The organism is Paraburkholderia tuberum STM678 (assembly GCF_902833905.1).
GTDB classification, from domain to species: domain Bacteria; phylum Pseudomonadota; class Gammaproteobacteria; order Burkholderiales; family Burkholderiaceae; genus Paraburkholderia; species Paraburkholderia tuberum.
On sequence record NZ_CADFGP010000003.1, the window covers coordinates 138,114 to 158,808 of the forward strand.

General features: G+C 65.5%; 18 protein-coding genes and 2 pseudogenes. 7 read left to right on the forward strand and 13 right to left on the reverse strand.

Translation table 11 applies throughout. The features are described from left to right. Positions 1–13 precede the first annotated feature (13 nt). The 3 genes from HWY30_RS03470 to argS all read right to left on the reverse strand — a co-directional run bounded on the left by HWY30_RS03470 (position 14) and on the right by argS (position 3,505). A complete protein-coding gene (locus HWY30_RS03470) occupies positions 14–652 on the reverse strand; it encodes a thiol:disulfide interchange protein DsbA/DsbL (RefSeq protein WP_090802791.1) in 639 nt (212 codons plus the stop codon). A gap of 176 nt (positions 653–828) precedes the next feature. Next, the gene (locus tag HWY30_RS03475; protein WP_090802793.1) at positions 829–1,635 is read right to left on the reverse strand and encodes an SPOR domain-containing protein; all 807 of its coding nucleotides are present in this window, start codon (positions 1,633–1,635) and stop codon (positions 829–831) included. 79 nt (positions 1,636–1,714) lie between these two features. After that, positions 1,715–3,505 carry an arginine--tRNA ligase gene (argS, locus tag HWY30_RS03480; RefSeq protein ID WP_090802794.1) on the reverse strand — a complete coding sequence of 597 codons (1,791 nt, stop codon included), beginning with the start codon at positions 3,503–3,505 and terminating at the stop codon, positions 1,715–1,717. Between the two features lie 446 nt (positions 3,506–3,951). On the opposite strand from argS, the gene HWY30_RS03485 reads away from it, so the two are divergent. Then, positions 3,952–4,278, forward strand: coding sequence for a DUF1840 domain-containing protein (locus HWY30_RS03485; RefSeq protein WP_090802796.1), 327 nt, complete (start codon positions 3,952–3,954; stop codon positions 4,276–4,278). Positions 4,279–4,409: 131 nt separating this feature from the next. Here the strand turns inward: HWY30_RS03485 and HWY30_RS03490 are convergent, their stop codons facing one another. The 7 genes and pseudogenes from HWY30_RS03490 to HWY30_RS03520 all read right to left on the reverse strand — a co-directional run bounded on the left by HWY30_RS03490 (position 4,410) and on the right by HWY30_RS03520 (position 12,556). Further along, positions 4,410–4,607, reverse strand: a complete 198-nt coding sequence (locus HWY30_RS03490) for a hypothetical protein (protein WP_018419250.1) — start codon at positions 4,605–4,607, stop codon at positions 4,410–4,412. 189 nt (positions 4,608–4,796) lie between these two features. Continuing rightward, positions 4,797–7,526, reverse strand: a pseudogene (gene metH / locus HWY30_RS03495) (methionine synthase); the annotation flags it as partial. A 68-nt stretch (positions 7,527–7,594) separates the two neighbouring features. Continuing rightward, a complete protein-coding gene (locus HWY30_RS03500; RefSeq protein ID WP_090802800.1) occupies positions 7,595–8,665 on the reverse strand; it encodes a homocysteine S-methyltransferase family protein in 1,071 nt (356 codons plus the stop codon). A 293-nt stretch (positions 8,666–8,958) separates the two neighbouring features. Further along, positions 8,959–9,216, reverse strand: coding sequence for a BTH_I0359 family protein (locus HWY30_RS03505; RefSeq protein WP_090802801.1), 258 nt, complete (start codon positions 9,214–9,216; stop codon positions 8,959–8,961). Positions 9,217–9,334: 118 nt separating this feature from the next. Further along, complete coding sequence (locus HWY30_RS03510) at positions 9,335–10,123, reverse strand: alpha/beta fold hydrolase (RefSeq protein ID WP_090802803.1); 789 nt, start codon at positions 10,121–10,123, stop codon at positions 9,335–9,337. A 150-nt stretch (positions 10,124–10,273) separates the two neighbouring features. After that, positions 10,274–11,587, reverse strand: coding sequence for a DUF3108 domain-containing protein (locus tag HWY30_RS03515; protein WP_090802805.1), 1,314 nt, complete (start codon positions 11,585–11,587; stop codon positions 10,274–10,276). Between the two features lie 42 nt (positions 11,588–11,629). Next, positions 11,630–12,556, reverse strand: coding sequence for an IclR family transcriptional regulator (locus HWY30_RS03520; RefSeq protein WP_090802807.1), 927 nt, complete (start codon positions 12,554–12,556; stop codon positions 11,630–11,632). A 147-nt stretch (positions 12,557–12,703) separates the two neighbouring features. On the opposite strand from HWY30_RS03520, the gene HWY30_RS03525 reads away from it, so the two are divergent. The 6 genes and pseudogenes from HWY30_RS03525 (at position 12,704) to rfaE2 (ending at position 18,357) form a co-directional block, all read left to right on the forward strand. Then, the gene (locus HWY30_RS03525) at positions 12,704–13,687 is read left to right on the forward strand and encodes a fumarylacetoacetate hydrolase family protein (protein ID WP_090802809.1); all 984 of its coding nucleotides are present in this window, start codon (positions 12,704–12,706) and stop codon (positions 13,685–13,687) included. 223 nt (positions 13,688–13,910) lie between these two features. After that, positions 13,911–14,495 (forward strand): annotated as a pseudogene (locus tag HWY30_RS03530) (ABC transporter substrate-binding protein); the annotation flags it as partial. A 54-nt stretch (positions 14,496–14,549) separates the two neighbouring features. Further along, positions 14,550–15,407 carry an enoyl-CoA hydratase/isomerase family protein gene (locus tag HWY30_RS03535; protein WP_090802811.1) on the forward strand — a complete coding sequence of 286 codons (858 nt, stop codon included), beginning with the start codon at positions 14,550–14,552 and terminating at the stop codon, positions 15,405–15,407. Positions 15,408–15,489: 82 nt separating this feature from the next. Further along, a complete protein-coding gene (locus tag HWY30_RS03540; RefSeq protein ID WP_090802813.1) occupies positions 15,490–16,296 on the forward strand; it encodes a PhaM family polyhydroxyalkanoate granule multifunctional regulatory protein in 807 nt (268 codons plus the stop codon). A 538-nt stretch (positions 16,297–16,834) separates the two neighbouring features. After that, a complete protein-coding gene (locus tag HWY30_RS03545; RefSeq protein ID WP_090802814.1) occupies positions 16,835–17,713 on the forward strand; it encodes a ferritin family protein in 879 nt (292 codons plus the stop codon). Positions 17,714–17,874: 161 nt separating this feature from the next. Further along, positions 17,875–18,357, forward strand: coding sequence for a D-glycero-beta-D-manno-heptose 1-phosphate adenylyltransferase (gene rfaE2, locus HWY30_RS03550; RefSeq protein ID WP_090802816.1), 483 nt, complete (start codon positions 17,875–17,877; stop codon positions 18,355–18,357). 67 nt (positions 18,358–18,424) lie between these two features. Here the strand turns inward: rfaE2 and HWY30_RS03555 are convergent, their stop codons facing one another. From HWY30_RS03555 to HWY30_RS03565, 3 genes are all read right to left on the reverse strand, one after another. Continuing rightward, on the reverse strand, positions 18,425–18,664 hold the full coding sequence (locus HWY30_RS03555) for a hypothetical protein (protein ID WP_090802818.1): 240 nt from the start codon (positions 18,662–18,664) through the stop codon (positions 18,425–18,427). Positions 18,665–18,823: 159 nt separating this feature from the next. After that, positions 18,824–19,663, reverse strand: a complete 840-nt coding sequence (locus tag HWY30_RS03560; protein WP_090802820.1) for a type III pantothenate kinase — start codon at positions 19,661–19,663, stop codon at positions 18,824–18,826. Continuing rightward, a complete protein-coding gene (locus tag HWY30_RS03565) occupies positions 19,660–20,598 on the reverse strand; it encodes a biotin--[acetyl-CoA-carboxylase] ligase (RefSeq protein ID WP_090802821.1) in 939 nt (312 codons plus the stop codon). Before HWY30_RS03565 ends, HWY30_RS03560 begins: the two co-directional genes overlap by 4 nt. Positions 20,599–20,695: the final 97 nt, after the last annotated feature.

The following is a 20,695-nucleotide window of genomic DNA, read 5'->3' on the forward strand; positions in this document are numbered from 1 at the left end:
CGGCGCCTCGTGATTACATCTTCTTGGCGCGGACTTGCGAGACGAGGTAGTCGAGCACCTGGATCGTGCCCGGCAGGGTGCCGGTCGCGGCCGGGCCGGTTTCATACTTGCCCTGCACGGCGAGCGTCGGCACGCCGTCGATCTTGTAGTCGTCGAGCAGCTTCTTGTCCTTCTGCAGCGCGCTTTGCGTCGAGAACGAGTTGTACGCTTCCATGTACTTCTTCGGATCGACGCCGAGCGTCGCGAGGTATTTGCTCTGGTCTTCCGGCGTCAGCAGATAGTTCTTGTTGACATGGATTTCGTTGAACACCTTCGGCGTCAGTTCGTTCGCGACGCCGAGCGCGTCGAGCGCGTGGTACATCTTCGAGTGCGGGATGAAGTCGTCGCGGAAGGCGACCGGCACGCGGCGGAACACGACGTCCGGGCCCTGCTTCTTGACCCAGGCTTCGAGGAACGGGTCGAATTCATTGCAATGCGGGCAGCCGTACCAGAAGAATTCGATGACTTCGATCTTGCCGGCCGGCACGTCGGTCGGTTGCGGCGAGGCCAGCACGGTGTAGTCCTTGCCGGCAACCGGCGCGGTCGGCGACGCATGCGCGCTGGCCGCGATCAGGCCTAGCGAGAGAAACAGGATACTCAGCAGCTTTTTCATGTTGTGTAGACCCAGATAAGGCGGTAGCGCGGCGACGCCATGCGAAGGGCCCGTCGCCGCTGGTCGGATTCGGTGTGGCCGCCCGCCACAATACAGGTCGAAGCGGCCATCGTGCTTGTGACTCGCGCGCCGCGCCGATAGTTCGACGCGCCGTGCGAGCCGGCATTACCGTTTATTTATTGTTTGGTGAAGCGGATCACCGCGGTATCGACACCGGCGTCCGACAGACGCTGACGACTCGAATTCATGTCCTCGAACTTCGAGAACGGCCCGATGCGCACGCGGTAGTACGTGACGCCGCCGGCATCGCGCTGCGTGACCTTCGATTCGAACCCCTGGAACCCGAGGCGCGCGCGCTGCTGTTCGGCATCGGCGGCGGTCTTGTACGCGCCGACCTGCAGGAAATAGCCGGTGTTCGCCTCGCCCGGCGCCGGAGCGGCGGGCGAGCCCGGCTTGGCGTTGGCGAGCGTGGTCGCGCTCTTAGGCGCGGAGCCTGCCGCCGTGGCGGCCGGCGCGCTCGAGGTCTGCGGCTTCTTCGCCGGCGCCGGCGCGACGATGCCGCCGGTGCCGCCGGTGCCGTTCTCTTGCGCGGGATTCGGCGCGACCGCAGTGCCGTTGTTATTCGCGTTGCCGCCCGACGGCGGCACTTCGACGATCTGCGGTTCTTCGAGCATGCCCGACTGGGTCTGGGCGTTGGTCTGGCCCGGCGCGGTGTTCGGCGGAGCCGGTTGCGCGGCCTGCGGCACCGGCTGGCCCGGCGTCTTGCCTTGCAGCGGACGGTTCGGATCGTATTGCGGCTGGCTCGCACCGTTGTCGGTCGCCGCTGGCGGCGCGACCTTCGACACGAACGGCGTAGGTGCACGGGTGATATACAGCGCCACCACTACCGCGATCGCCAGGCCGACGATCAGGCCCAGCACGATGCCGAGAAAAGTGCCCCCGGTTTGCTTCGATTGCTTTGTTGTGCGGCGTGGTTTTGCCATCGTACGAATCACCTGCAAAAAGAATCCAGGAACGGCCGCCGATTATAACGACGGCCGCGCGCATATTACGCTGGAGGAGTTACATCTTGACGGGAGCGGAGACGCCGATCGTCGCGAGACCGTTGGCCAGCACCTGGCGCGTGGCCGCGAGCAGCGCGACGCGAGCGTTGCGTTCGGCCGCATCGTCGACCAGCACGCGCTCGGCACGGTCATTGTAGAACGAGTGAAATTCGCCGGCGAGTTCGCGCAAGTAGAAGGCGACCGCGTGCGGCGCGAGTTCGTCGGCGGCGTGCTGCAGCATGTCCGGGAATTCGGCGAGCTTGTTGAGCAGCGCCATCGAGCGCTCGCTCGTGAGCGGCGCGAAATCCACGCTTGCGAGCGCGTTCTCGTCGAGGCCGTAGCGCGCGTTGCACTCGGCGATCACCGAGCAGATGCGCGCGTGCGCATACTGCACGTAGTGCACCGGATTCTCGTCGTTCTGCTTCAGCGCGAGGTCGATGTCGAACACGAACTCGGTGTCCGCCTTGCGCGAGATCAGGAAAAAGCGCACCGCGTCGCGGCCGCGGCGAATGGTTTCCTCGTCGATCAGATCGACGGCCGCTTCCGAGCCCGGCGTCGCGCCGCCCGACCATTCGATCAGGTCGCGCACCGTCACGTAGCTGCCCGCGCGCTTCGAGATCTTCACCTCTTCGCCGTTGCGCATGACCGTGACCATCTTGTGCAGGATGTAGTCGGGGTAGCCCTTCGGAATGCCGATGCCAAGACCCTGCAGACCTGCGCGCACACGCGCGATCGTGCCGTGGTGATCCGAGCCCTGCACGTTGATGACCTTGGTGAAGCCGCGCTCCCACTTCGCGACGTGATAGGCGACGTCCGGCACGAAGTACGTGTAGGTGCCGTCGGTCTTGCGCATCACGCGGTCTTTGTCGTCGCCGTCGTCGGTGGTGCGCAGCCACAGCGCACCTTCCTGCTCGTAGGTCTTGCCCGCGGCGATCAGCGCGTCGACCGTTTTCTCGACGCGGCCTTCCGTGTATAGCGATGATTCCAGGTAGTACTGGTCGAACTTCACGCCGAACGCCTGCAGGTCCATGTCCTGCTCGCGACGCAGATACGTGACGGCGAAGCGGCGGATCGCCTCGAGGTCCTCAACGTCGCGCGCGCCGGTGACGGGCTCGCCGTCGCTCGCCTCGACCGTGATGCCGTTCAGATAGTCTTTCGCGATGTCGGCGATGTACTCGCCGTTATAGGCCGACGCGGGCCAGCCTTCGTCGCCGGGGGCGAGGCCGCGTGCGCGTGCCTGGGTCGACAGGGCGAGCGTGTGGATCTGCACGCCGGCGTCGTTGTAGTAGAACTCGCGGTGCACGTCCCAGCCCTGCGACGCGAGCACGTTCGCGAGCGCATCGCCGAGCGCGGCCTGGCGGCCGTGGCCGACGTGCAGCGGGCCGGTGGGGTTGGCCGACACGAACTCGATCAGCACGTGCTTGCCGGCGTCGCGCCGTGAGCGGCCGTACGCGTCCTTCTCGGCGAACACGGCGGCGATCACGCCTTGCTTGGCGGCGGCCGTGAGCCGCAGGTTGATGAAGCCGGGGCCCGCCACTTCGGCGGTGTCGATCAGGCCTTTGGCCTGCGGATTGACGAGCAGCGCATCGACGATCTGTTGCGCGAGCTGGCGCGGATTGGCGCGCAGCGGCTTGGCGAGCTGCATCGCGACGTTGCACGCGACGTCGCCGTGCGCGGCGACTTTCGGGCGCTCCAGCGCGATGGCGGGCGAGACGAAGGCGGCTTCCGTCGCGCCTTGGGTGGCAGTCGCGACCTGCTTCACCGTCTCGGCGAGCAGTGTTTCGAGTGTGTGTTTGTGTGCGGGCAGCATGCTTGTTGCGAGTCCAGTGAGGCAATCCGGTAAGGCGGAAGAGGCGCCGGCCGAGGCCGGTGTCGCAAGCGTTGAACGCGGCAGCGCTTTGCGGCGCCGCCGGCAGAGTGTCCCCCAGGCGATGCGACGAGACGCAAGCAGCGCAACGCGGTGGACTCCGCTCGGCGGCCCGCCGGCACGCAGGCTCGCGCGGCATGCGGATCGCGGCCGATGGTTCGACGCCCCCGCTTGGCCCACGTGTGCGATGCTCGTCGAGCCTTGCCATACGTGGCGCTGGGCGGCGCGCTTTTCCGTTCAGACGGATTTTAGCAGGTGCTAATATGTTCAATGAGTTGCCCACGAGGGGCTGGGGCCGCCGCGCCTTGCCGGCGCCACGTCAGGCGCGCGCTGTTGCTGCCCTTGGGACGCTCATGCGTTAACCCGACATAACGAAAAAGGGAACAGTCATGCTGATTACTTTCAAGTGCCACGCCTACCCGGACGTGATGATGCTGGAGAATCTGGCGCAGTATCTGGTCGGCATTGTCGGCAAACGCCTTGGGCAGCGGGGCGTCATTACTCACGACGAACTGGGCCCGGCCATCGAGAAGCTCGAAGCGGCGATCACCTCCGACAAGCAGGAGCGCGCCGAGCACGAGGGCCATTTCCACGAGGGCGAAGACGGCCGCGATCGTCACGAGATTCCGCCCGGTCTCGCGCAGCGCGCGTATCCGTTCCTCGACATGCTGCGCGCGGCGCAGAAGGAAAACGCGGATATCGTCTGGGGGCTTTGATTTCTGCTGGGTCCCGAGCGCCGCGGCCCGGTCTCGGAAGGCCTTCATAAGCGCTTTTGGGGCGCACTCAAAGAAAGGAGCCCGCTTGACGCGGGCTCTTTGTCATTCAGAGGGCTTGTCCGCCTCGCCGCTCACTGGCTCGCGGGGGCCGCCGACGCTGCCGCGCCTTTCTTCATCTTTTGCTTCTTCGCCTTTTTGACATGCGCCTCGGTGGGGGGCGAGTAGGAGCTGACCGCGCTCGATCCGCCCGGCGCGGCGGGTTGTGCGAGCGCCACGGAAGCGCCCGCGGCCAGCGAAACAGCGGTCAATAACAGTGTCAGCTTCTTCATACGATTTTTCTCCGTTGACGGTTGCAATTTCGGTGAGCCGGCGCGTTGTGCTCGCGCCTGACGGGATGAAAGCCGACTCAGTCTACAAAGCCGAAATTGCCGTGGCGCCAAATATTCTGTCTTTCGGACTCGATATAGTCGCGCACGCGCGGCTCGGGCCGCACGGCCCGGCCATGTATCGCTTCACGCTCAAAGCAACGGCGCCAACGCGCGCTCGGCGTCCGCTTTCGTGAGCGACATCCGCTGCGCGTAGTCGTCGAGCTGGTCCGCGCCGATCTTGCCGACCGAGAAATAGGTGCTGTCCGGATGCGCGAGGTAGAAGCCCGACACGCTCGCCGCCGGCAGCATCGCCAGCGATTCGGTCACGCTCATGTTGATTTCGTTCGCCTGCAGCACGTCGAACATGTCGCGCTTGACGAGGTGGTCGGGGCAGGCCGGATAGCCTGGCGCCGGGCGGATGCCGCGGTATTTTTCGGCGATCAGCTCCTCGCTGGAGAGGTTTTCGCTGTTCGCGTAGCCCCACAGGTCGCGCCGCACGCGCGCGTGCAACGCTTCGGCGAATGCTTCGGCGAGCCGGTCCGCGAGCGCCTTCAGCATGATCGCGCTGTAGTCGTCGAGATCCTTCTCGAACTGCCTCTCCTTCACGTCGACGCCAAGACCCGCCGTCACCGCGAACATGCCGATGTAGTCGGCGACGCCCGAGTCCTTCGGCGCGATGAAGTCGGCCAGCGAGCGGTTCGGCCGCATCACCCCGTCGACCACCGGCCGCACGCTCTGTTGACGCAGATTGCGCCACGTCAGCGCGACTTCGGTGCGCGATTCGTTCGTGTAGATTTCGATGTCGTCGTCATTCACCGTGTTGGCCGGCAACAGCGTGATCACGCCGTTGGCCTGCAGCCAGCGGCCCTGAATCAGGCGCGCGAGCATCGACTTGCCGTCGGAGAACACGCGCCGCGCCGATTCGCCGACGATCTCGTCATTGAGAATCGCCGGATAGGGGCCGGCGAGATCCCACGTCTGGAAGAACGGACCCCAGTCGATATAGTTCGCGAGCTCGTTCAGATCGAAGTTCTTGAACACGCGCCGGCCGATGAACTTCGGCTTGACCGGCTGATAGCCTGCCCAGTCGATCTTCGTCTTATTGGCGCGCGCTTGCGCGAGCGTGACCATCGGCTGTGCTTTTTTGTTCGCATGCTGATCGCGGATGCGGTTGTAGTCGGCGTTCAGTTCGTCGATGTACTTCGCGGCGCCCTCGTCGGACAGCAGGCTCGAGGCGACCGATACCGAGCGCGACGCGTCCGGGACGTAGACCACCGGCCCGTCGTAGTGCGGAGAGATCTTCACCGCCGTGTGCACACGCGAGGTCGTCGCGCCGCCGATCAGGAGCGGAATCTTCTTGACGCGGAAGTAGTCGTCGCGCTGCATTTCCGATGCGACGTAGGCCATTTCTTCGAGACTCGGCGTAATCAGGCCCGACAGCCCGATGATGTCCGCGCCCTCGACCTTCGCCTTCGCGAGGATCTCGCTGCACGGGACCATCACGCCCATGTTGACCACTTCGAAGTTGTTGCACTGGAGCACGACCGACACGATGTTCTTGCCGATGTCGTGCACGTCGCCCTTCACGGTCGCGATGACGATCTTGCCCTTGGCGCGCACGTCGCCGCCGGCCGCCGCGAGCCGGCGCTTTTCTTCCTCGATGAACGGGATCAGATGCGCGACCGCCTGCTTCATTACGCGCGCCGACTTCACGACCTGCGGCAGGAACATCTTGCCCTGGCCGAACAGGTCGCCGACGATGTTCATGCCGTCCATCAGCGGACCTTCGATCACGTTGATCGGGCGGCCGCCTGCAGCGGCGATCTTCGCGCGCACTTCCTCGGTGTCTTCGACGATGAACGTGGTGATGCCGCTCACGAGCGCATGCGCGAGACGCTTCTCGACCGGCTGCTTGCGCCACTCGAGGTTCTCTTCCTTCTTCGCGGCGCCGCTTTTGAACTTGTCGGCGATTTCGAGCAGGCGGTCGGTACCGTCTTGACGGCGATTCAGCACGACGTCTTCGACGAGCTCGCGCAGTTCGGGATCGAGTTCGGCATACACGCCGAGCTGGCCCGCGTTGACGATGCCCATGTCCATCCCCGCCTGGATCGCGTGATAGAGGAACACAGTGTGAATCGCCTCGCGCACCGGATCATTCCCGCGGAACGAGAACGACACGTTCGACACGCCGCCGCTCACCTTCGCGTACGGCAGGTTCTGCTTGATCCAGCGGGTCGCCTCGATGAAGTCGACCGCATAGTTGTTGTGTTCCTCGATGCCGGTCGCGATCGCAAAGATGTTCGGATCGAAGATGATGTCCTCGGGCGGAAAGCCGACTTCGTTGACGAGCACGTCGTACGAGCGCTTGCAAATCCCGGTCTTGCGCTGGAACGTATCGGCCTGGCCCTGTTCGTCGAACGCCATCACGACCGCAGCCGCGCCATAGCGGCGAATCAGCTTCGCATGATGAACGAACGCTTCCTTGCCTTCCTTCAGCGAGATCGAGTTGACGATCGCCTTGCCCTGCACGCACTTGAGACCCGCCTCGATCACGTCCCATTTCGACGAGTCGATCATGATCGGCACGCGCGCGATGTCCGGCTCCGACGCGATCAGATTCATGAAGCGGACCATTGCCGCTTTCGAATCGAGCATCGCCTCGTCCATGTTGATGTCGATTACCTGCGCGCCGTTCTCGACCTGATGGCGCGCGACGGCCAATGCTTCGTCGAACTGATTGTTCAGGATCATTCGCGCGAACGCTTTCGAGCCGGTCACATTGGTGCGTTCGCCAACGTTGATGAAGAGCGTCCCGGACGTGACGTTGAACGGCTCGAGGCCGGCAAGGCGCATGGTGTGATCGGTCATGGCGTGTGTGCGAGTCGGGTGCGTGCGTTAAGGGACGTGCAGGACGTGCAGGACGTCGGGGCGAAGTGTTTCAGGCGGGCTCAGGCCGCGTCGCGATACTGGCTCGGCCACTTGCGCGGCTTCAGCTCGGCGAGCGCCTTCGCGATCGCCGCGATGTGCTCGGGCGTCGTGCCGCAGCAGCCGCCCGCGATGTTCACGAGCCCCGCTTCGGCGAATTCCTTCAGCAGGCCAGAGGTATCCGCGGGCAATTCGTCGAAGCCGGTGTCGCTCATCGGGTTCGGCAGGCCGGCGTTCGGATAGCACGACACGTAGGTGTCGCACAGCTTCGCGAGCTCGGCGATGTACGGACGCATCAGCGCCGCGCCGAGCGCGCAGTTCAGGCCGAACGTGAGCGGCTTCGCGTGACGCAACGAGTTCCAGAAGGCCTCGACGGTCTGGCCCGACAGAATGCGGCCCGACGCATCGGTGACGGTGCCCGAGATCATGATCGGCAGACGCTCGCCGGTGTTTTCGAACAGCTCGTCGAGCGCGAACAGTGCGGCCTTCGCATTCAGCGTGTCGAAGATCGTTTCGACGAGGAACAGGTCCGCGCCGCCGTCGAGCAGCGCTTTCGCCTGCTCGTAGTACGCGGCGCGCAGTTCGTCGAAGGTCACGTTGCGCGCGCCCGGATCGTTGACGTCCGGCGAAATGCTGGCGGTTTTCGGCGTCGGGCCGATCGCGCCGGCGACGAAGCGCGGCTTGTCCGGCGTTGCGTATTTGTCGCACGCGGCGCGCGCGAGCTTCGCCGATTCGATGTTCATCTCGACGGCGAGCGATTCCATGCCGTAGTCGGCCTGCGCGACCGTGGTCGCGCCGAACGTGTTGGTCTCGATGATGTCCGCGCCCGCCGCGAGATACTGCTCGTGAATCTCGGCGATGATCTGCGGCTGGGTAATCGACAGCAGTTCGTTGTTGCCCTTGATGTCGCGCGCGTAGTCCTTGAAGCGCTCGCCGCGATAGCTGGCTTCGTCGAGCTTGTAGCGCTGGATCATCGTGCCCATCGCGCCGTCCAGAATCAGGATGCGCGAGTTCAGCAGCGCGGGCAGCGCTGCGCCGCGGGTGTAGGCGGGCTCCGAACGGACTGGCGTGATGGATTGAGCAGGCTGGGTCATGGCGGACGAGGGCTTGCGCCGGCGTTGGCGGAAAGCCTGTCATTGTAGCCGCAGCCGGGCGGATGCGCCCGGCGCGGAGGAGAGTGCGAGGCGCGGCCGGCAAAATCGACCGATACGAACGCGCCGCGCCGGGAATTCAGAAACGCGCTAACCAACGAGGCAATAAAAAACGGCCCGGCAAGCCAAAGCCTGCCGGGCCGTTTCGCTGCCGCCGACCGCTTGATGGAACCCGCCGGCAAAGCCGCGCGGTGCGGTCGATCGATGTCGCCAGAGCGCCAGCTGAACCCCTCCGGTCAATGCAGAACCACCGGTTGATGCATCAGACTGTCGAATTGACCGAGGAATTCATCAACCTCGTCGAGCGTCGGCTCGCCTTCGATCAGCTTTTGCACATGCTCGCGAAAACGCGCCGCCAATGCCCCGTCGATGTAGATTTCGCGCTGCATGTTCTTGTCGACAATCTCGTAGCCGCCCGACTTCATGGCAAGCAGACCTTCCTGCGGAGGAAACTCGACGACACAGTAGTTAGGGCTGTTATAGATCATTTGCATGGCGACACTCCTTATTTCCGTTGGGCTCCTGCCCTTTTCTGGACCGTAGGTGGAGCATGTGGGATGGAATTCAAGGGGTGGGTCCGGACGACGCAAGTAAAAACTCCGGACCTGACGGTTAGACTCGCCGCTCCAGAAACGATTCAAGCAAGGCGGCGAAACGCTGTGATTGCTCGATTGGCGCGAGATGCGCGGCGTCCAGCAACTCGAAGCGGGCGCCCTCGATCGCCTCCGCTATTGCCTGCGTAGCAGCAGGGGGCGTGCCAGTGTCGTGACGTCCGGCCACCGTCAGCGTCGGCGAGCGGATTGCGCCGTGCTGGCCGCGAAGGTCGAAATCGCGCAGTGCCTCGCAGGCCATCGCAAAACCTTCCGGCGAGGTGCGCGCAAATGTCTCACGGATCGGCTCGACCGCTTCGGGATGGCCGGCCTGAAAGTCGGGCGTGAGCCAACGCGCGATCGTCGACGGTAACAGCGCCTCCATGCCGTCGCTGCGCGCGGTGTGGGCGCGCTGATTCCACAACTCACGGTTCTCGGGCGGAGTGCCGCCGGTGCTGTCGGCAATCGTCAGCGTGTCGATGCGCGATGGATGGTCGAGCGCGAACTGCTGCGCAATCATGCCGCCGAGCGACAGGCCGACCAGGTGCGTCGTCCGCGCGCCGAGGGCATCGAGCAGTTTGGCGAGATCGTCGGCCAGATCGCGCATGGCGAACGGCTCGCGCGCAGCCGCGCTGTGGCCGTGGCCGCGCACGTCGTAGCGCAGCACCGTGTAATCGTCGCGGAAATAGCCTGCCATCTGATCCCAGATGGAAAGATCGCCGCCCAACTGATGGATGAACGTGAGCCACGGGCCGCCGCCTTCGTTGCTCAGCACGTAGCGTGTGTCGATACCGTTGATGTTCACTTGCATGCGGACTCCTTTGAAGGAAACGCAGTGAAAAAGCGCGGTGGGTCGCCTCGTTCGCGCGAACGGGGCTCCATTGACTTGCGAGTCAGCGTTGCAAAGGAAGTTTCGCCGATCTCGTGCGGATCTGCTCGTGACACTGTGTCACGAAAAGTGTCACGGTTTGATGATGGTCGGAGCGGTCGAATCGACCGGTGCAGCTGGGGCGGCCTCGGGTGTTACTGCCGATGCGTCGGCCGGCGCCGGCGTTGCAGGGCCCGTGGCAGCGGGGGCTGCGGGTGCAGCAGGCGTGGCCGGCGCGCCACCATTGCCGCGGTCATCCGGCGACGTGCCATCGACATTCAGCTTGCCGCGCCACACCAGTTCGAACTGGGTACCGTTCGGCTCCGTCTGCAGTATGCGCGCCGGCAGCCAGCCAAGGGACGGGGCGAGCCACACATCGACGCGGCGCTGGTCGCCATCGTGGCGCGGCAGACGTTTGAAGTGACGCGTCTGCAGATAGCCTTGCGCGGCGCGGATCGTTTCGTCGCCGATCGTCTCGATCGGCCAGTTCTCCCCGCTATCGGTATCGACGACGAAAAACTGTCGCGTCACGCCAGGCTTATAGGCATCAGGATCGCCGCGCACGAGGCTCGCGAGCTGCATCACGACACTGAAGCGATCCTGCGCGCCGTCGGGCAACGGCAACGAGGCGGGCGTGCGCGTAAAGCCAACCTTCTTGTCGTTGCGATTGAAGATCGCGATGTCTTCGGCGCGACGGCCACGCTTTTCGCTGTACTGCGCCGGCGCGAGGCCAAAGGCATCGATGCCGCCGTGGCTCGAAAACACGAACGGACCGACGAACGGCAGCGGCACTGATACGACCATTTCGTAGCCCTGCCCGTCGCTCGCCCAATGGATCGTGCCGGGCGCGTTGCGCACGCCGTTGTAGAACGTGTCGTAGTCGAGTTCGGCCGACGGCGGTACCGAAAACTTCACTCCCTGCGACGCTTGCGGCGCGCTGGCCGCGGCAGGGGCGCTCGCGACGGCGCCACTGGCATTCGCATGGGCCGATGCATTCGCGTTCGCGGTGGCGGGTGGCGCGCTAGCCGCCACTTCCGATGCCGGCGTGGCCGCGGGCTCGTTCGGTTTGGCCGGTTGCAACGCGGTCATCACATGCTGCTCGCGCGGCGGCCTCGCCGCGGGCTTGCGTGCTGGCGAGGGCGGATGCGGTGCCGGCACGGCGGGCTGTCGCGCGGGTTGACGCTCGACCCTTTCGGGCGTCAGCAGCACGACCTGCACCGGCACATGCTCGCGATTCGCCGGATTCAGATCCACGCGATTGCGCTCGAACCATTGCGCCGCGATCCAGTGCACAACCGCGACGGCCGCGAGGACGGCGATCCAGCGCCACGCGCGCGCGCCGCGTCCCGGTCCGCTACCAAAAGCGGGCAGGCGATCATGACGGCGGTTGGCGGAAGCAAAATCCATCGGCGCTTGAATCGGTGAGAGCGTGAAAGGATACGGTGCGTATCAACCGTTGTCACCACGCGGCGTCGCGCTATAGCCGAGTTCGTACGACAGCTTGCGCGCGCATTCGCGCAGCGCGGTATCGATCTCGCCGCCCCAGCGGATATCGAACGCCCCTTCATGGCCGAGCGCGACGAGACCGAGCGCGAGTTCGCCGGTCGAATCGAACACCGGCAACGAAAACGCGTGGATCGTCGGCAGCAGCATGCCTTCGACGCGCGCAGCCTCGTGCTCGCGCACCTCGGCGAGCACCTTGTCGACCTCTTCGCGGGTGCGTGGCGCGCCGCTATACGACGAGCGCCGCGAGTCGGTCAGCTCGCGCTCGAGCATCACGGCGGTCTTGCCGGACGGCAGGTAGGCGGCGAACAGCAGACCGGTCGCCGAACTGAGCAAGGGCATCACGTCGCCGAGCTTCAGCGACGCCTTGGCCGGATAGCTTGACTCCATCCAGTGCACCATCGTCGGTCCCTGATTGCCCCAAACCGCGATGCCGACGGTCAGGTCGAGCCGGTCGCGCAGTTCGGCGAGCGCGATGCGCGCGAGCTTCACACCGTCGACGCGAGCGAGCCGCGCGAGCCCCAGCTGCAAAGCGAAGCCGCCGAGTTCGTAGCGGCCCGACAGCGGGTCCTGCGCGACCACGCCCAGACGCAGAAAGCTGACCAGATAGCGATGCGCCTTCGCCGGACTCATGCCCGCGCGCTGCGCGAGATCGCGCAGCATCATCGCGCGCGGCTCGTGGGTCAGCACGTCGAGCAGCCTGAAACCGACCTCGATCGACTGGATGCCCGAGCGCAGTTTTTCTTCGCCGGGTTCGCCGGGTTCGTCATCGGCGCCGGTGGCGTCGGTTGCATGGGCGGGATCGAGCAGATCGTCGGCGGACGCGGGGTCGGTGCGGGTGCGGATCGTGCCGGAGCGGGCGTTGGCGGACATGTGCAAAAGGCGCGGGCAGCGCGTTCGGTGATCGTAATGGAGACGGCTACGGTGACACGACGACGAACACGCAGATATTGGGCCGCGCCGATTCACCATCGTAGAATACATTCCTTCCATCGTCACTAATACACGGTTCACAGCTCTATGAAACTTGCCTCGCTGAAGGACGGCACGCGCGACGGTCAACTGATCGTCGTGTCCCGCGACCTGCACACGGCGGCCATCGCCGACGCGATCGCGCCCACGCTGCAGCGCGTGCTAGACGACTGGGCCTTCTACGCGCCGCAACTGCACGACCTTTACGATGCGCTGAACCAGGGCCGTGCGCGCAACAGCTTTTCATTCGACGCCAAAGAGTGCATGGCGCCGCTGCCGCGCGCGTTCCAGTGGGCCGACGGCTCGTCGTACGTGAACCACGTCGAGCTCGTGCGGCGCGCGCGCGGCGCGCAAATGCCGCCTGAATTCTGGACCGACCCGCTGATGTACCAGGGCGGTAGCGACGACTTCATCGGCCCGCGCGACGACGTGGCGTGCGCATCGGAAGAGTACGGCATCGACTTCGAGGCCGAAGTCGCGGTCGTCACCGGCGATGTGCGGATGGGCGCGACGCCCGAGCAGGCCCTGCGCGGCGTGCGGCTGGTCACGCTCGTCAACGACGTGTCGCTGCGCAACCTGATCCCCGCCGAACTCGCGAAGGGCTTCGGCTTTTTCCAGAGCAAGCCGGCCACCTCATTCGCGCCGGTCGCCGTGACGCCCGACGAGCTCGGCGAACACTGGCGCGAAGGCCGCGTGCATCGGCCGATGATCGTCCACTGGAACGGCAGGAAGGTCGGCCAGCCCGACGCGGGCACCGATATGGTGTTTCACTTCGGTCAGCTGATCGCGCATGCCGCGAAAACGCGCAATCTGCGTGCTGGTGCCATCGTCGGTTCGGGCACGGTGTCGAACAAGGACGCGAAACGCGGCTACTGCTGTATCGCCGAGAAGCGCTGCCTCGAAACGATCGAGCACGGCGCGCCGCAAACGGAGTTCATGAAATACGGCGACACCGTGAGGATCGAAATGTTCGACGATGCGGGCAAGTCGATTTTCGGTGCGATCGAGCAGAGCATCGCGCCGCTCGAATGAAGCGCGGCGCTCACGCGGCAATGCTGTGACGCGGGCGGCACGCGCGAAAGGGTTTCGCCCGATGCCGCCACTTGCGCGCGCGGCTACACTGCGGCAAACATCACAACTAAAACCCCGACGTGAGGAGGAAGACAGCATGCCGCGATTGGACTTCTCCGCAGCTGGACGTCGGCGCGCTTGCGCGTCGCCCGTTGAAGCGCGCACGAGCGCGCGTGGCTTGCGTCAACGTTTCAATCGCACCGATCCGAGCGTGACCGGCCAGGTGCTGAAGATTCTCGCGACCCACCCCGACGCGGTAGTGGTCGGCGCGGCCGGCACGCCTGCCGCGTTGCCGCCGAAAACGCTGCGCCAGCGAGGCTACAAGGGCGTCATCTATCACAACCACGGCGTCGGCAATAACGACTTCCTGCGCGTGTGCGGCGCCGATTGCAACGGCACCTTCCTGCCCGCGAGCCCGGTGCTGGTCGCCGCGCAATTGCCGGCCGATCATCCGGCGAAGGGTCTCGCCCGCGATTACATCGCACGCTTCGAGGCGCGGCACGGGGCGGGCAGCGTGTCGGCATTCGGTTCGTACACGTCGGACGCGGGCGCGTTGCTCGAGCATGCGATTCCGCTCGCGCTGAAAGCCGGCGCGCCCGGCACGACGCCGTTTCGCCGCGCGCTGCGCGAGGCGCTCGAAGGAACACGCGGTCTCGCGGACACCAATGGCGTCGTCAACATGAGCGAGGCCGATCATCTCGGGCTCGATCAGCGCGCCCGCGTGATGGTCGAAATCACCAATGGTAAGTGGCTTTATCAGCCGCATTGAACGGGGCGCGGCGTTGCGCGCGCGACTGAACGAATCTCCTCCGGACTGCTCACCATGCCTCAGCCATCGCAACCGAACGACGCGTACTACGCGCACTACCAGTCGCTGCGTTTGCAGCGTCATCCGCATGGCGTGCTCGAAGTCGTGATGAGCGGCGAGGGCGCGAATAAAAGCGGCCTCGCGACCGCGAACGCACGCATGCATTACGAGCTCGCGGAAATCTGGCGCGATATCGATCGCGATCCCGATACGCGCGTCGCGATCATTCGCGGCGAGGGTAAAGGCTTTTCGGCCGGCGGCGATCTGCAGCTCGTCGAGGACATGGCGAACGATTTCGAGGTGCGCACGCGTGTGTGGCGCGAAGCGCGCGATCTCGTCTACAACGTGATCAACTGCGGCAAGCCGATCGTGTCGGCGATGCACGGGCCGGCGGTCGGCGCGGGGCTCGTCGCGGGGCTGCTCGCCGATATCTCGATCGCGGCGAAGACGGCCCGCATCATCGACGGACACACGCGCCTCGGCGTCGCCGCGGGCGATCATGCGGCGATCGTCTGGCCGCTCCTGTGCGGCATGGCGAAGGCGAAGTACTACCTGCTGCTGTGCGAGCCGGTGAGCGGCGAGGAGGCGGAGCGCATCGGGCTCGTGTCGCTGGCCGTCGACGAAAGCGATCTGCTGCCGAAGGCGTTCGAAGTCGCGCGCAAGCTGGCCGACGGTTCGCAGACCGCCATCCGCTGGACCAAGTACGCGTTGAACAACTGGCTGCGCACGGCGGGGCCGGCGTTCGATACGTCGCTCGCGCTGGAATTCATGGGCTTCGCGGGACCCGACGTGCGCGAAGGCCTGAGCTCGTTGCGCGAGCGGCGCGCGCCCGATTTTGGCGCGGGCGGTCCACGTAACGACCAACGATCGTGATGTCATACCCCACACGGTATGATCGAATCGACGCGCGCGGCATCGCGCGCTCCACCTATCATCCAGCACCGAGGCGACAACCATGACCGACACCACTGGCTCCGCGCCGCCCTTTCCCGGCTTCCCCGGTTTTCCGCCCGCTGAAATGCTCGATCGCATGTGGAGCATGATTCGGCTGTCGCCGTTCGGCGCCGCCATGACGGGCGCGCAGCCGGGTGGGGGCACGAGTCCGTCGCTGTCGATGATGTCCGACATGATGGCGCCGCTCACGAGCGTCGAGGAGCTCGACAAGCGCATCACCGACATGCGCGCGGTCGAGCAATGGCTGAAGCTGAATCTGAGCATGCTGCAGTCGGCGATCCAGGCGCTCGAAGTGCAACGTGCGACGCTCGCGACGCTGCGCGCGTTCGGCGCGTTCGCGCAATCGTCGATGTCGCACGCGGCGGCTGCTGCGTCGGGTGCCGCCGCGAGTGACGCGCCGAACACCGCCCCGAGCCCCGCCCGTGCGCCGAGTTGGACGAAGCCGGCCGCGCCCACGCCCGAAAGCGCCACGCAGGCCGACAGCGACGAAGAGGAGGCGCCCGCGGCGCCCGGCTTCGATGCGTCCGCGTGGTGGAATCTGCTGCAATCGCAGTTCAACCAGATCGCGCAGTTCGCGATGACGCAGCCGTCCGTGGCGGTCGCCGCGGCGGGCGGGGGCACGCAGGGCAAGCCGGAACCGTCGAAGGCCGCGGATGCGTCGGGCGCCGATGCGTCGGGCGCCGATGCGTCGGGCGCCGCCGCCCAAAACGCGAAGCCCGCCGTCAAACGGCCGGCGGCGAAGCGCGCCGCGCCGTCGGCCAAACGCGCGGCCGGAACGAGCGCGGCAACGCCGAAAAAGTCGACGTGAGCCGGACGGCGCGCCGGGAATCAGTGGCCGATGATGACGGCGACTGATCGGCTGCGTTTTTCCCTATTCCAGCGCCGGCGGTTTCCGCCCGCGCGAATCGCCGACTTTATTGAGAGAAGTCAATACCACCGTGCGCTCGCGCCGCTTCTGTCACGGGTTTCGTGGGAGGCGCGTGCTATCATTGTGTAAGCTTGATCTGGCTTTGGGGTGTGCGCCGAAAACAACCAATCCCGCCGCCCTCGCGTCATTCGCCGCCGGCGCTACCGGTGCAGGGCGGGACGGTGCGGTTGTCGACCCAGACTGGCTCGACCTCAGGCAAAGGGTATCCCTCCCGCACGGTTGGCCACGGCGCCTGATTCACGCTTCAGGCGCCAATACAAAAGCCCGGACTTCTTTGCTGCCCGATGCTTCTGGGCGGCTGATTAACGCGTAAAATTGAATGCTTGGCCGATAAACGGCGCGTCCGTTCGTCGTAGATAAAACGGCTACACGTAGCAGCAACAGACACACACAGTATGTGCAGAACAGGGGTGGGACTATGAACACCATGCTTTATCCGGAACTTTACAAATCGCTCGAATCCGTTCGATGGGACATGGAGAAGGACATTCCCTGGGACAAATTCGATGCATCGCTGTTGACCGACGAGCAGGCGGCGACGATCAAGATGAACGCGATCACGGAATGGTCGGCGTTGCCCGCCACGGAAATGTTTCTGCGTGACAACCATCACGACAGCGATTTCTCCGCATTCATGAGCGTGTGGTTCTTCGAGGAGCAGAAGCACTCGCTGGTGCTGATGGAATACCTGCGCCGCTTCAAGCCGGAACTGGTCCCGACCGAAGAGGAACTCCACGCAGTGCGTTTCGAGTTCGATCCCGCACCGCCGCTCGAAACGCTGATGTTGCACTTCTGCGGCGAAATCCGCCTGAATCACTGGTATCGCCGCGCCGCCGAATGGCATACCGAGCCGGTCATCAAGCACATCTACGAAACTATCTCGCGCGACGAAGCGCGCCACGGCGGCGCGTATCTGCGCTATATGAAGAAGGCGATGGCGCAAACCGGCGACATCGCGCGTGCCGCGTTCGCGAAGATCGGCGTGCTGATGGCGTCGGCGCGTCGCACCGAAAAGCCGCTGCACCCCACCAACCTGCACGTGAACCAGGCGCTGTTCCCGCGCGACACGATCCAGTCGCGTCTGCCGGATCCGGAATGGCTCGAGCGCTGGCTCGACGAGCAGATCCGTTTCGACGACGGCTGGGAAAAGAAGGTCATCGAACGCATTCTGCACAACCTGTCGCTGCTGTTCGAACGCACGTTCAACACCGCGCAGGAACTGAACCGTTATCGCAAGGAAGTGGTCGCGCGTCTGCAAGCCGCTGAACAAAACCCGGTGCAGCAGCAGCCGGCGTAACGACTCAGGCGGTTTCAGCACCGTATCAAACGGCGGTCCGGCAAGCGTGAGCTTGCCGGACCGTTTTGCTTCGGGCCGTCCAGCGTGTATCGTGACGGCACCTGGCATTCCTGTTCCCGTCACGCCCCAACTCCCTAATTCCCCAACTCTGTGACCGTGCGATGACCGCCATCTTTGAACGCAAGATTCTGACGCGCGATGCCCTGGTGAAGCTTCGTCCTTCGCTGCGCGCGCCCGTCGTGTTTACGAACGGCGTGTTCGATATCCTGCATCGTGGTCACGTGACCTATCTGGCCGACGCAAAGGCGCTGGGCGCGTGCCTGATCGTTGGTGTCAATAGCGACGCGTCGGTGCGGATGCTCGGCAAAGGCGACGACCGGCCGATCAACAACGAGGCCGACCGCATGGCCTTGCTAGCGGCGCTGGAAAGCGTCGATTACGTGGTGGGCTTCGGCGAGAAGACGCCGGTCGAGCTGATTTCCGCGCTGCGCCCGGACGTGCTCGTGAAGGGCGGCGACTACGACATGGACGCGCTGCCCGAATCGGTGCTCGTGCGCGGTTGGGGCGGCAAGGCGCTCGCGATTGCGTTCGAGCACGATCGCTCGACGAGCGCGCTGTTGAAGAAGGTGCGGACGCAGGGTTGATGCCGCCCATTACCGCAAAACGCGCGGCGCACTGCTGAACTTCTAACCGATCGCGTCGCTCACCTGATTACTGCGGCAACTCCGATGTCGAAATCGGCGCCTGCGGCGCGGGTCCGCCGACCACCGCCTGGTCGGCCGCGTCGGCGGCGCTGACCGGCCGCACCTTCAGCCAGTCCGGATGAATCTGGCGATTCAGATGATTCGGCTCGCGTCCGCTGGCGGTGGGTGTGGGGCCGAAGGCGCCAAGCAGCGCGACGAAAGCCAGCACGTTGACAACAATCAGAATGGCGATCGGCCAGCGAAGCATTGTGGGTGTTTCCAATTCAGAAAGAAGTTGAGCCTGGGGCGTGCGGGAGAAACTCGGGTTCGGAAAATGGGCGGCGAATTGCGCGCAACTCAGGCGCACGTTCTACACGTACATCACGCGCGACCCGGTCGTGAATCGAACGTTAGCCACGGCAGGCAATCAGCCGCTTTGCCGCGCCGTATCCTCGGCTGCGATCAGCGCAAGCCCTGACAGCACCAGCGAATCGTGGCGAGTATGCGGCACTTTCAGGGCGCTCGCCACTTCGTCGGCGGCGCCGCCGCCGACTACGAGACGCACCGGCACCTGCCACTCATCCTGCAGGTCCCGCCACATCCGCTCGATCAATCCGGCCTGCGCCAGCGTGCAGCCCGCCGACAGCGAGCGCGGCGTATCCGTTGCGAAGAACGGCCCGCGACGGACCGCGCCGGTGGTATCGGCGGCGTCGAGCAGGCCGCGCGCGTGCGCGGCGTCGAGCATCGGCAGTTGCGCGGTGTGCTCACCGAGCGAGCGCATCATCAGCGTCCAGCCCGGCGCAATCAATCCGCCGATAAACGCGCCATCGGCGCGCAAGGCCTCGAGCGTCGTCGCGGTGCCGAAGGTCGCGAGCAGCAGATGCTCGCCGGGAAAGGTCGCGTGCGCGCCGATCATGCCGGCCCAGCGGTCGCTGCCGAGCGAGTCCGGTGTCGTGTAGCAATTGGTCACGCCGCATCGACGAGCACTTGCGCGGATCGTCGCGAGCGGCAGTCGCGGCCAGTGCGCGTCGACGAGCGCCGCGATGTGCGTCGCGACCTCCGCGCCCGCGACGTTGGAGAGCCACGCGCCGCATGGCGCCGGCCAGTCAGTCCAGGCGGGTTGCGCACCCGACCGCGCGCGTGGCCAGGCAAGGTCGTCATGCGCGAGCGCGCCGCTCGCCAACTGCGTCCCATCGGGCTGCACCAGCGCCCACTTGATCCGGCTATTGCCCGCGTCGATCAGCAGATATGGCGCGCGCTGACTCATGCGACACCGTGGGCGAGGCGCAGCGACACGTCGCCGGTCGCGATGCTCTGGCGGCCCTCAGCCGTATCGAGCAGCAACTGGCCACGCTCGTCAACGCCCGCCGCCACGCCGCGCGCGAGCTCCTGGCCTTGTTCGAGCAGCACGACGTCGCGGCCCGCGTAAGCATGCACCGCGTTCCAGCGCGGCTGGAACGGCGCGAAGCCTTCGGCGCCGAAGCGCTGCAGCATCGGTTCGAGCGCGTTCAATTCGGCTGCCAGCGTATCGGTCAGATTCGCGTTCGGCAGCGCCCGTTGCAACGCGGTCGGCACGGTGCCGAGCGCCTGCGGCGGTACCTCGGCGTTCAGCGCGCCCACCTTCGCCGCGAGTTCGTCGGCGCCTTTCACGTTGGTGCCGATGCCGATCACGACCGCGCTCGCGTCGTCGGTGCTCCACGCGGTTTCGATCAGGATGCCGGCGAGCTTGTCGCCTTCGAGCAGCACGTCGTTCGGCCACTTCAGCGCGATCTGTCCGGGACCCGCGACCGGCAGCGAGCGCAGCCCGTCGACGAGCGCGACGCCCACCGCGAGACTCAAGCCCCCGAGCCCTTCGAGCGGTCGCGGCAAGACGCACGCGACCGAAAACAGCAGCGCGTTGCCGGGCTCCGCGTACCACGGCCGCCCACGGCGGCCGCGCCCGGCGGTCTGCAGATACGCGACGCGCACGATCGGCCGCGGCAGCGCGTTCGCGCGGCGCGGCAGGGCTTTCACGTGGGTCATCAAGTCGGCGTTGGTCGAGCCGGTTTCTTCGACGATTTCGATCGGCCAGTCATGCGCATGTGCGCCGAACAGCTTGACCGCGCGTTCGCGATCGATGCGCCAGTCGGTCGAAGCCGACGACGAGGCTGGTGCCGCGCTTGTCGCTGCGGACGGGGAGGCGGGAGTCTTGGAGGCATTCATGTCCCATATTGTAGCCACAGCGAACCCGCCCGGGACTCGAATGCGCAGCGGTGAACGCGACGCCGATCGATGTGCATCAGTGCGGACCGGCGGCCGA

Excerpts from the sequence above, each read along its gene's own strand:
- HWY30_RS03490 (WP_018419250.1), bottom strand. The coding sequence starts at position 4,607 with ATGAAGAAGCTGACACTGTTATTGACCGCTGTTTCGCTGGCCGCGGGC.
- HWY30_RS03500 (WP_090802800.1), bottom strand. The coding sequence starts at position 8,665 with ATGACCCAGCCTGCTCAATCCATCACGCCAGTCCGTTCGGAGCCCGCC.
- HWY30_RS03545 (WP_090802814.1), top strand. The coding sequence starts at position 16,835 with ATGAACACCATGCTTTATCCGGAACTTTACAAATCGCTCGAATCCGTT.
- argS (WP_090802794.1), bottom strand. The coding sequence starts at position 3,505 with ATGCTGCCCGCACACAAACACACACTCGAAACACTGCTCGCCGAGACG.
- HWY30_RS03525 (WP_090802809.1), top strand. The coding sequence starts at position 12,704 with ATGAAACTTGCCTCGCTGAAGGACGGCACGCGCGACGGTCAACTGATC.
- HWY30_RS03540 (WP_090802813.1), top strand. The coding sequence starts at position 15,490 with ATGACCGACACCACTGGCTCCGCGCCGCCCTTTCCCGGCTTCCCCGGT.
- HWY30_RS03520 (WP_090802807.1), bottom strand. The coding sequence starts at position 12,556 with ATGTCCGCCAACGCCCGCTCCGGCACGATCCGCACCCGCACCGACCCC.
- HWY30_RS03510 (WP_090802803.1), bottom strand. The coding sequence starts at position 10,123 with ATGCAAGTGAACATCAACGGTATCGACACACGCTACGTGCTGAGCAAC.
- HWY30_RS03515 (WP_090802805.1), bottom strand. The coding sequence starts at position 11,587 with ATGGATTTTGCTTCCGCCAACCGCCGTCATGATCGCCTGCCCGCTTTT.
- HWY30_RS03475 (WP_090802793.1), bottom strand. The coding sequence starts at position 1,635 with ATGGCAAAACCACGCCGCACAACAAAGCAATCGAAGCAAACCGGGGGC.
- HWY30_RS03555 (WP_090802818.1), bottom strand. The coding sequence starts at position 18,664 with ATGCTTCGCTGGCCGATCGCCATTCTGATTGTTGTCAACGTGCTGGCT.
- HWY30_RS03485 (WP_090802796.1), top strand. The coding sequence starts at position 3,952 with ATGCTGATTACTTTCAAGTGCCACGCCTACCCGGACGTGATGATGCTG.
- HWY30_RS03505 (WP_090802801.1), bottom strand. The coding sequence starts at position 9,216 with ATGCAAATGATCTATAACAGCCCTAACTACTGTGTCGTCGAGTTTCCT.
- HWY30_RS03565 (WP_090802821.1), bottom strand. The coding sequence starts at position 20,598 with ATGAATGCCTCCAAGACTCCCGCCTCCCCGTCCGCAGCGACAAGCGCG.
- HWY30_RS03535 (WP_090802811.1), top strand. The coding sequence starts at position 14,550 with ATGCCTCAGCCATCGCAACCGAACGACGCGTACTACGCGCACTACCAG.
- HWY30_RS03560 (WP_090802820.1), bottom strand. The coding sequence starts at position 19,663 with ATGAGTCAGCGCGCGCCATATCTGCTGATCGACGCGGGCAATAGCCGG.
- HWY30_RS03470 (WP_090802791.1), bottom strand. The coding sequence starts at position 652 with ATGAAAAAGCTGCTGAGTATCCTGTTTCTCTCGCTAGGCCTGATCGCG.
- rfaE2 (WP_090802816.1), top strand. The coding sequence starts at position 17,875 with ATGACCGCCATCTTTGAACGCAAGATTCTGACGCGCGATGCCCTGGTG.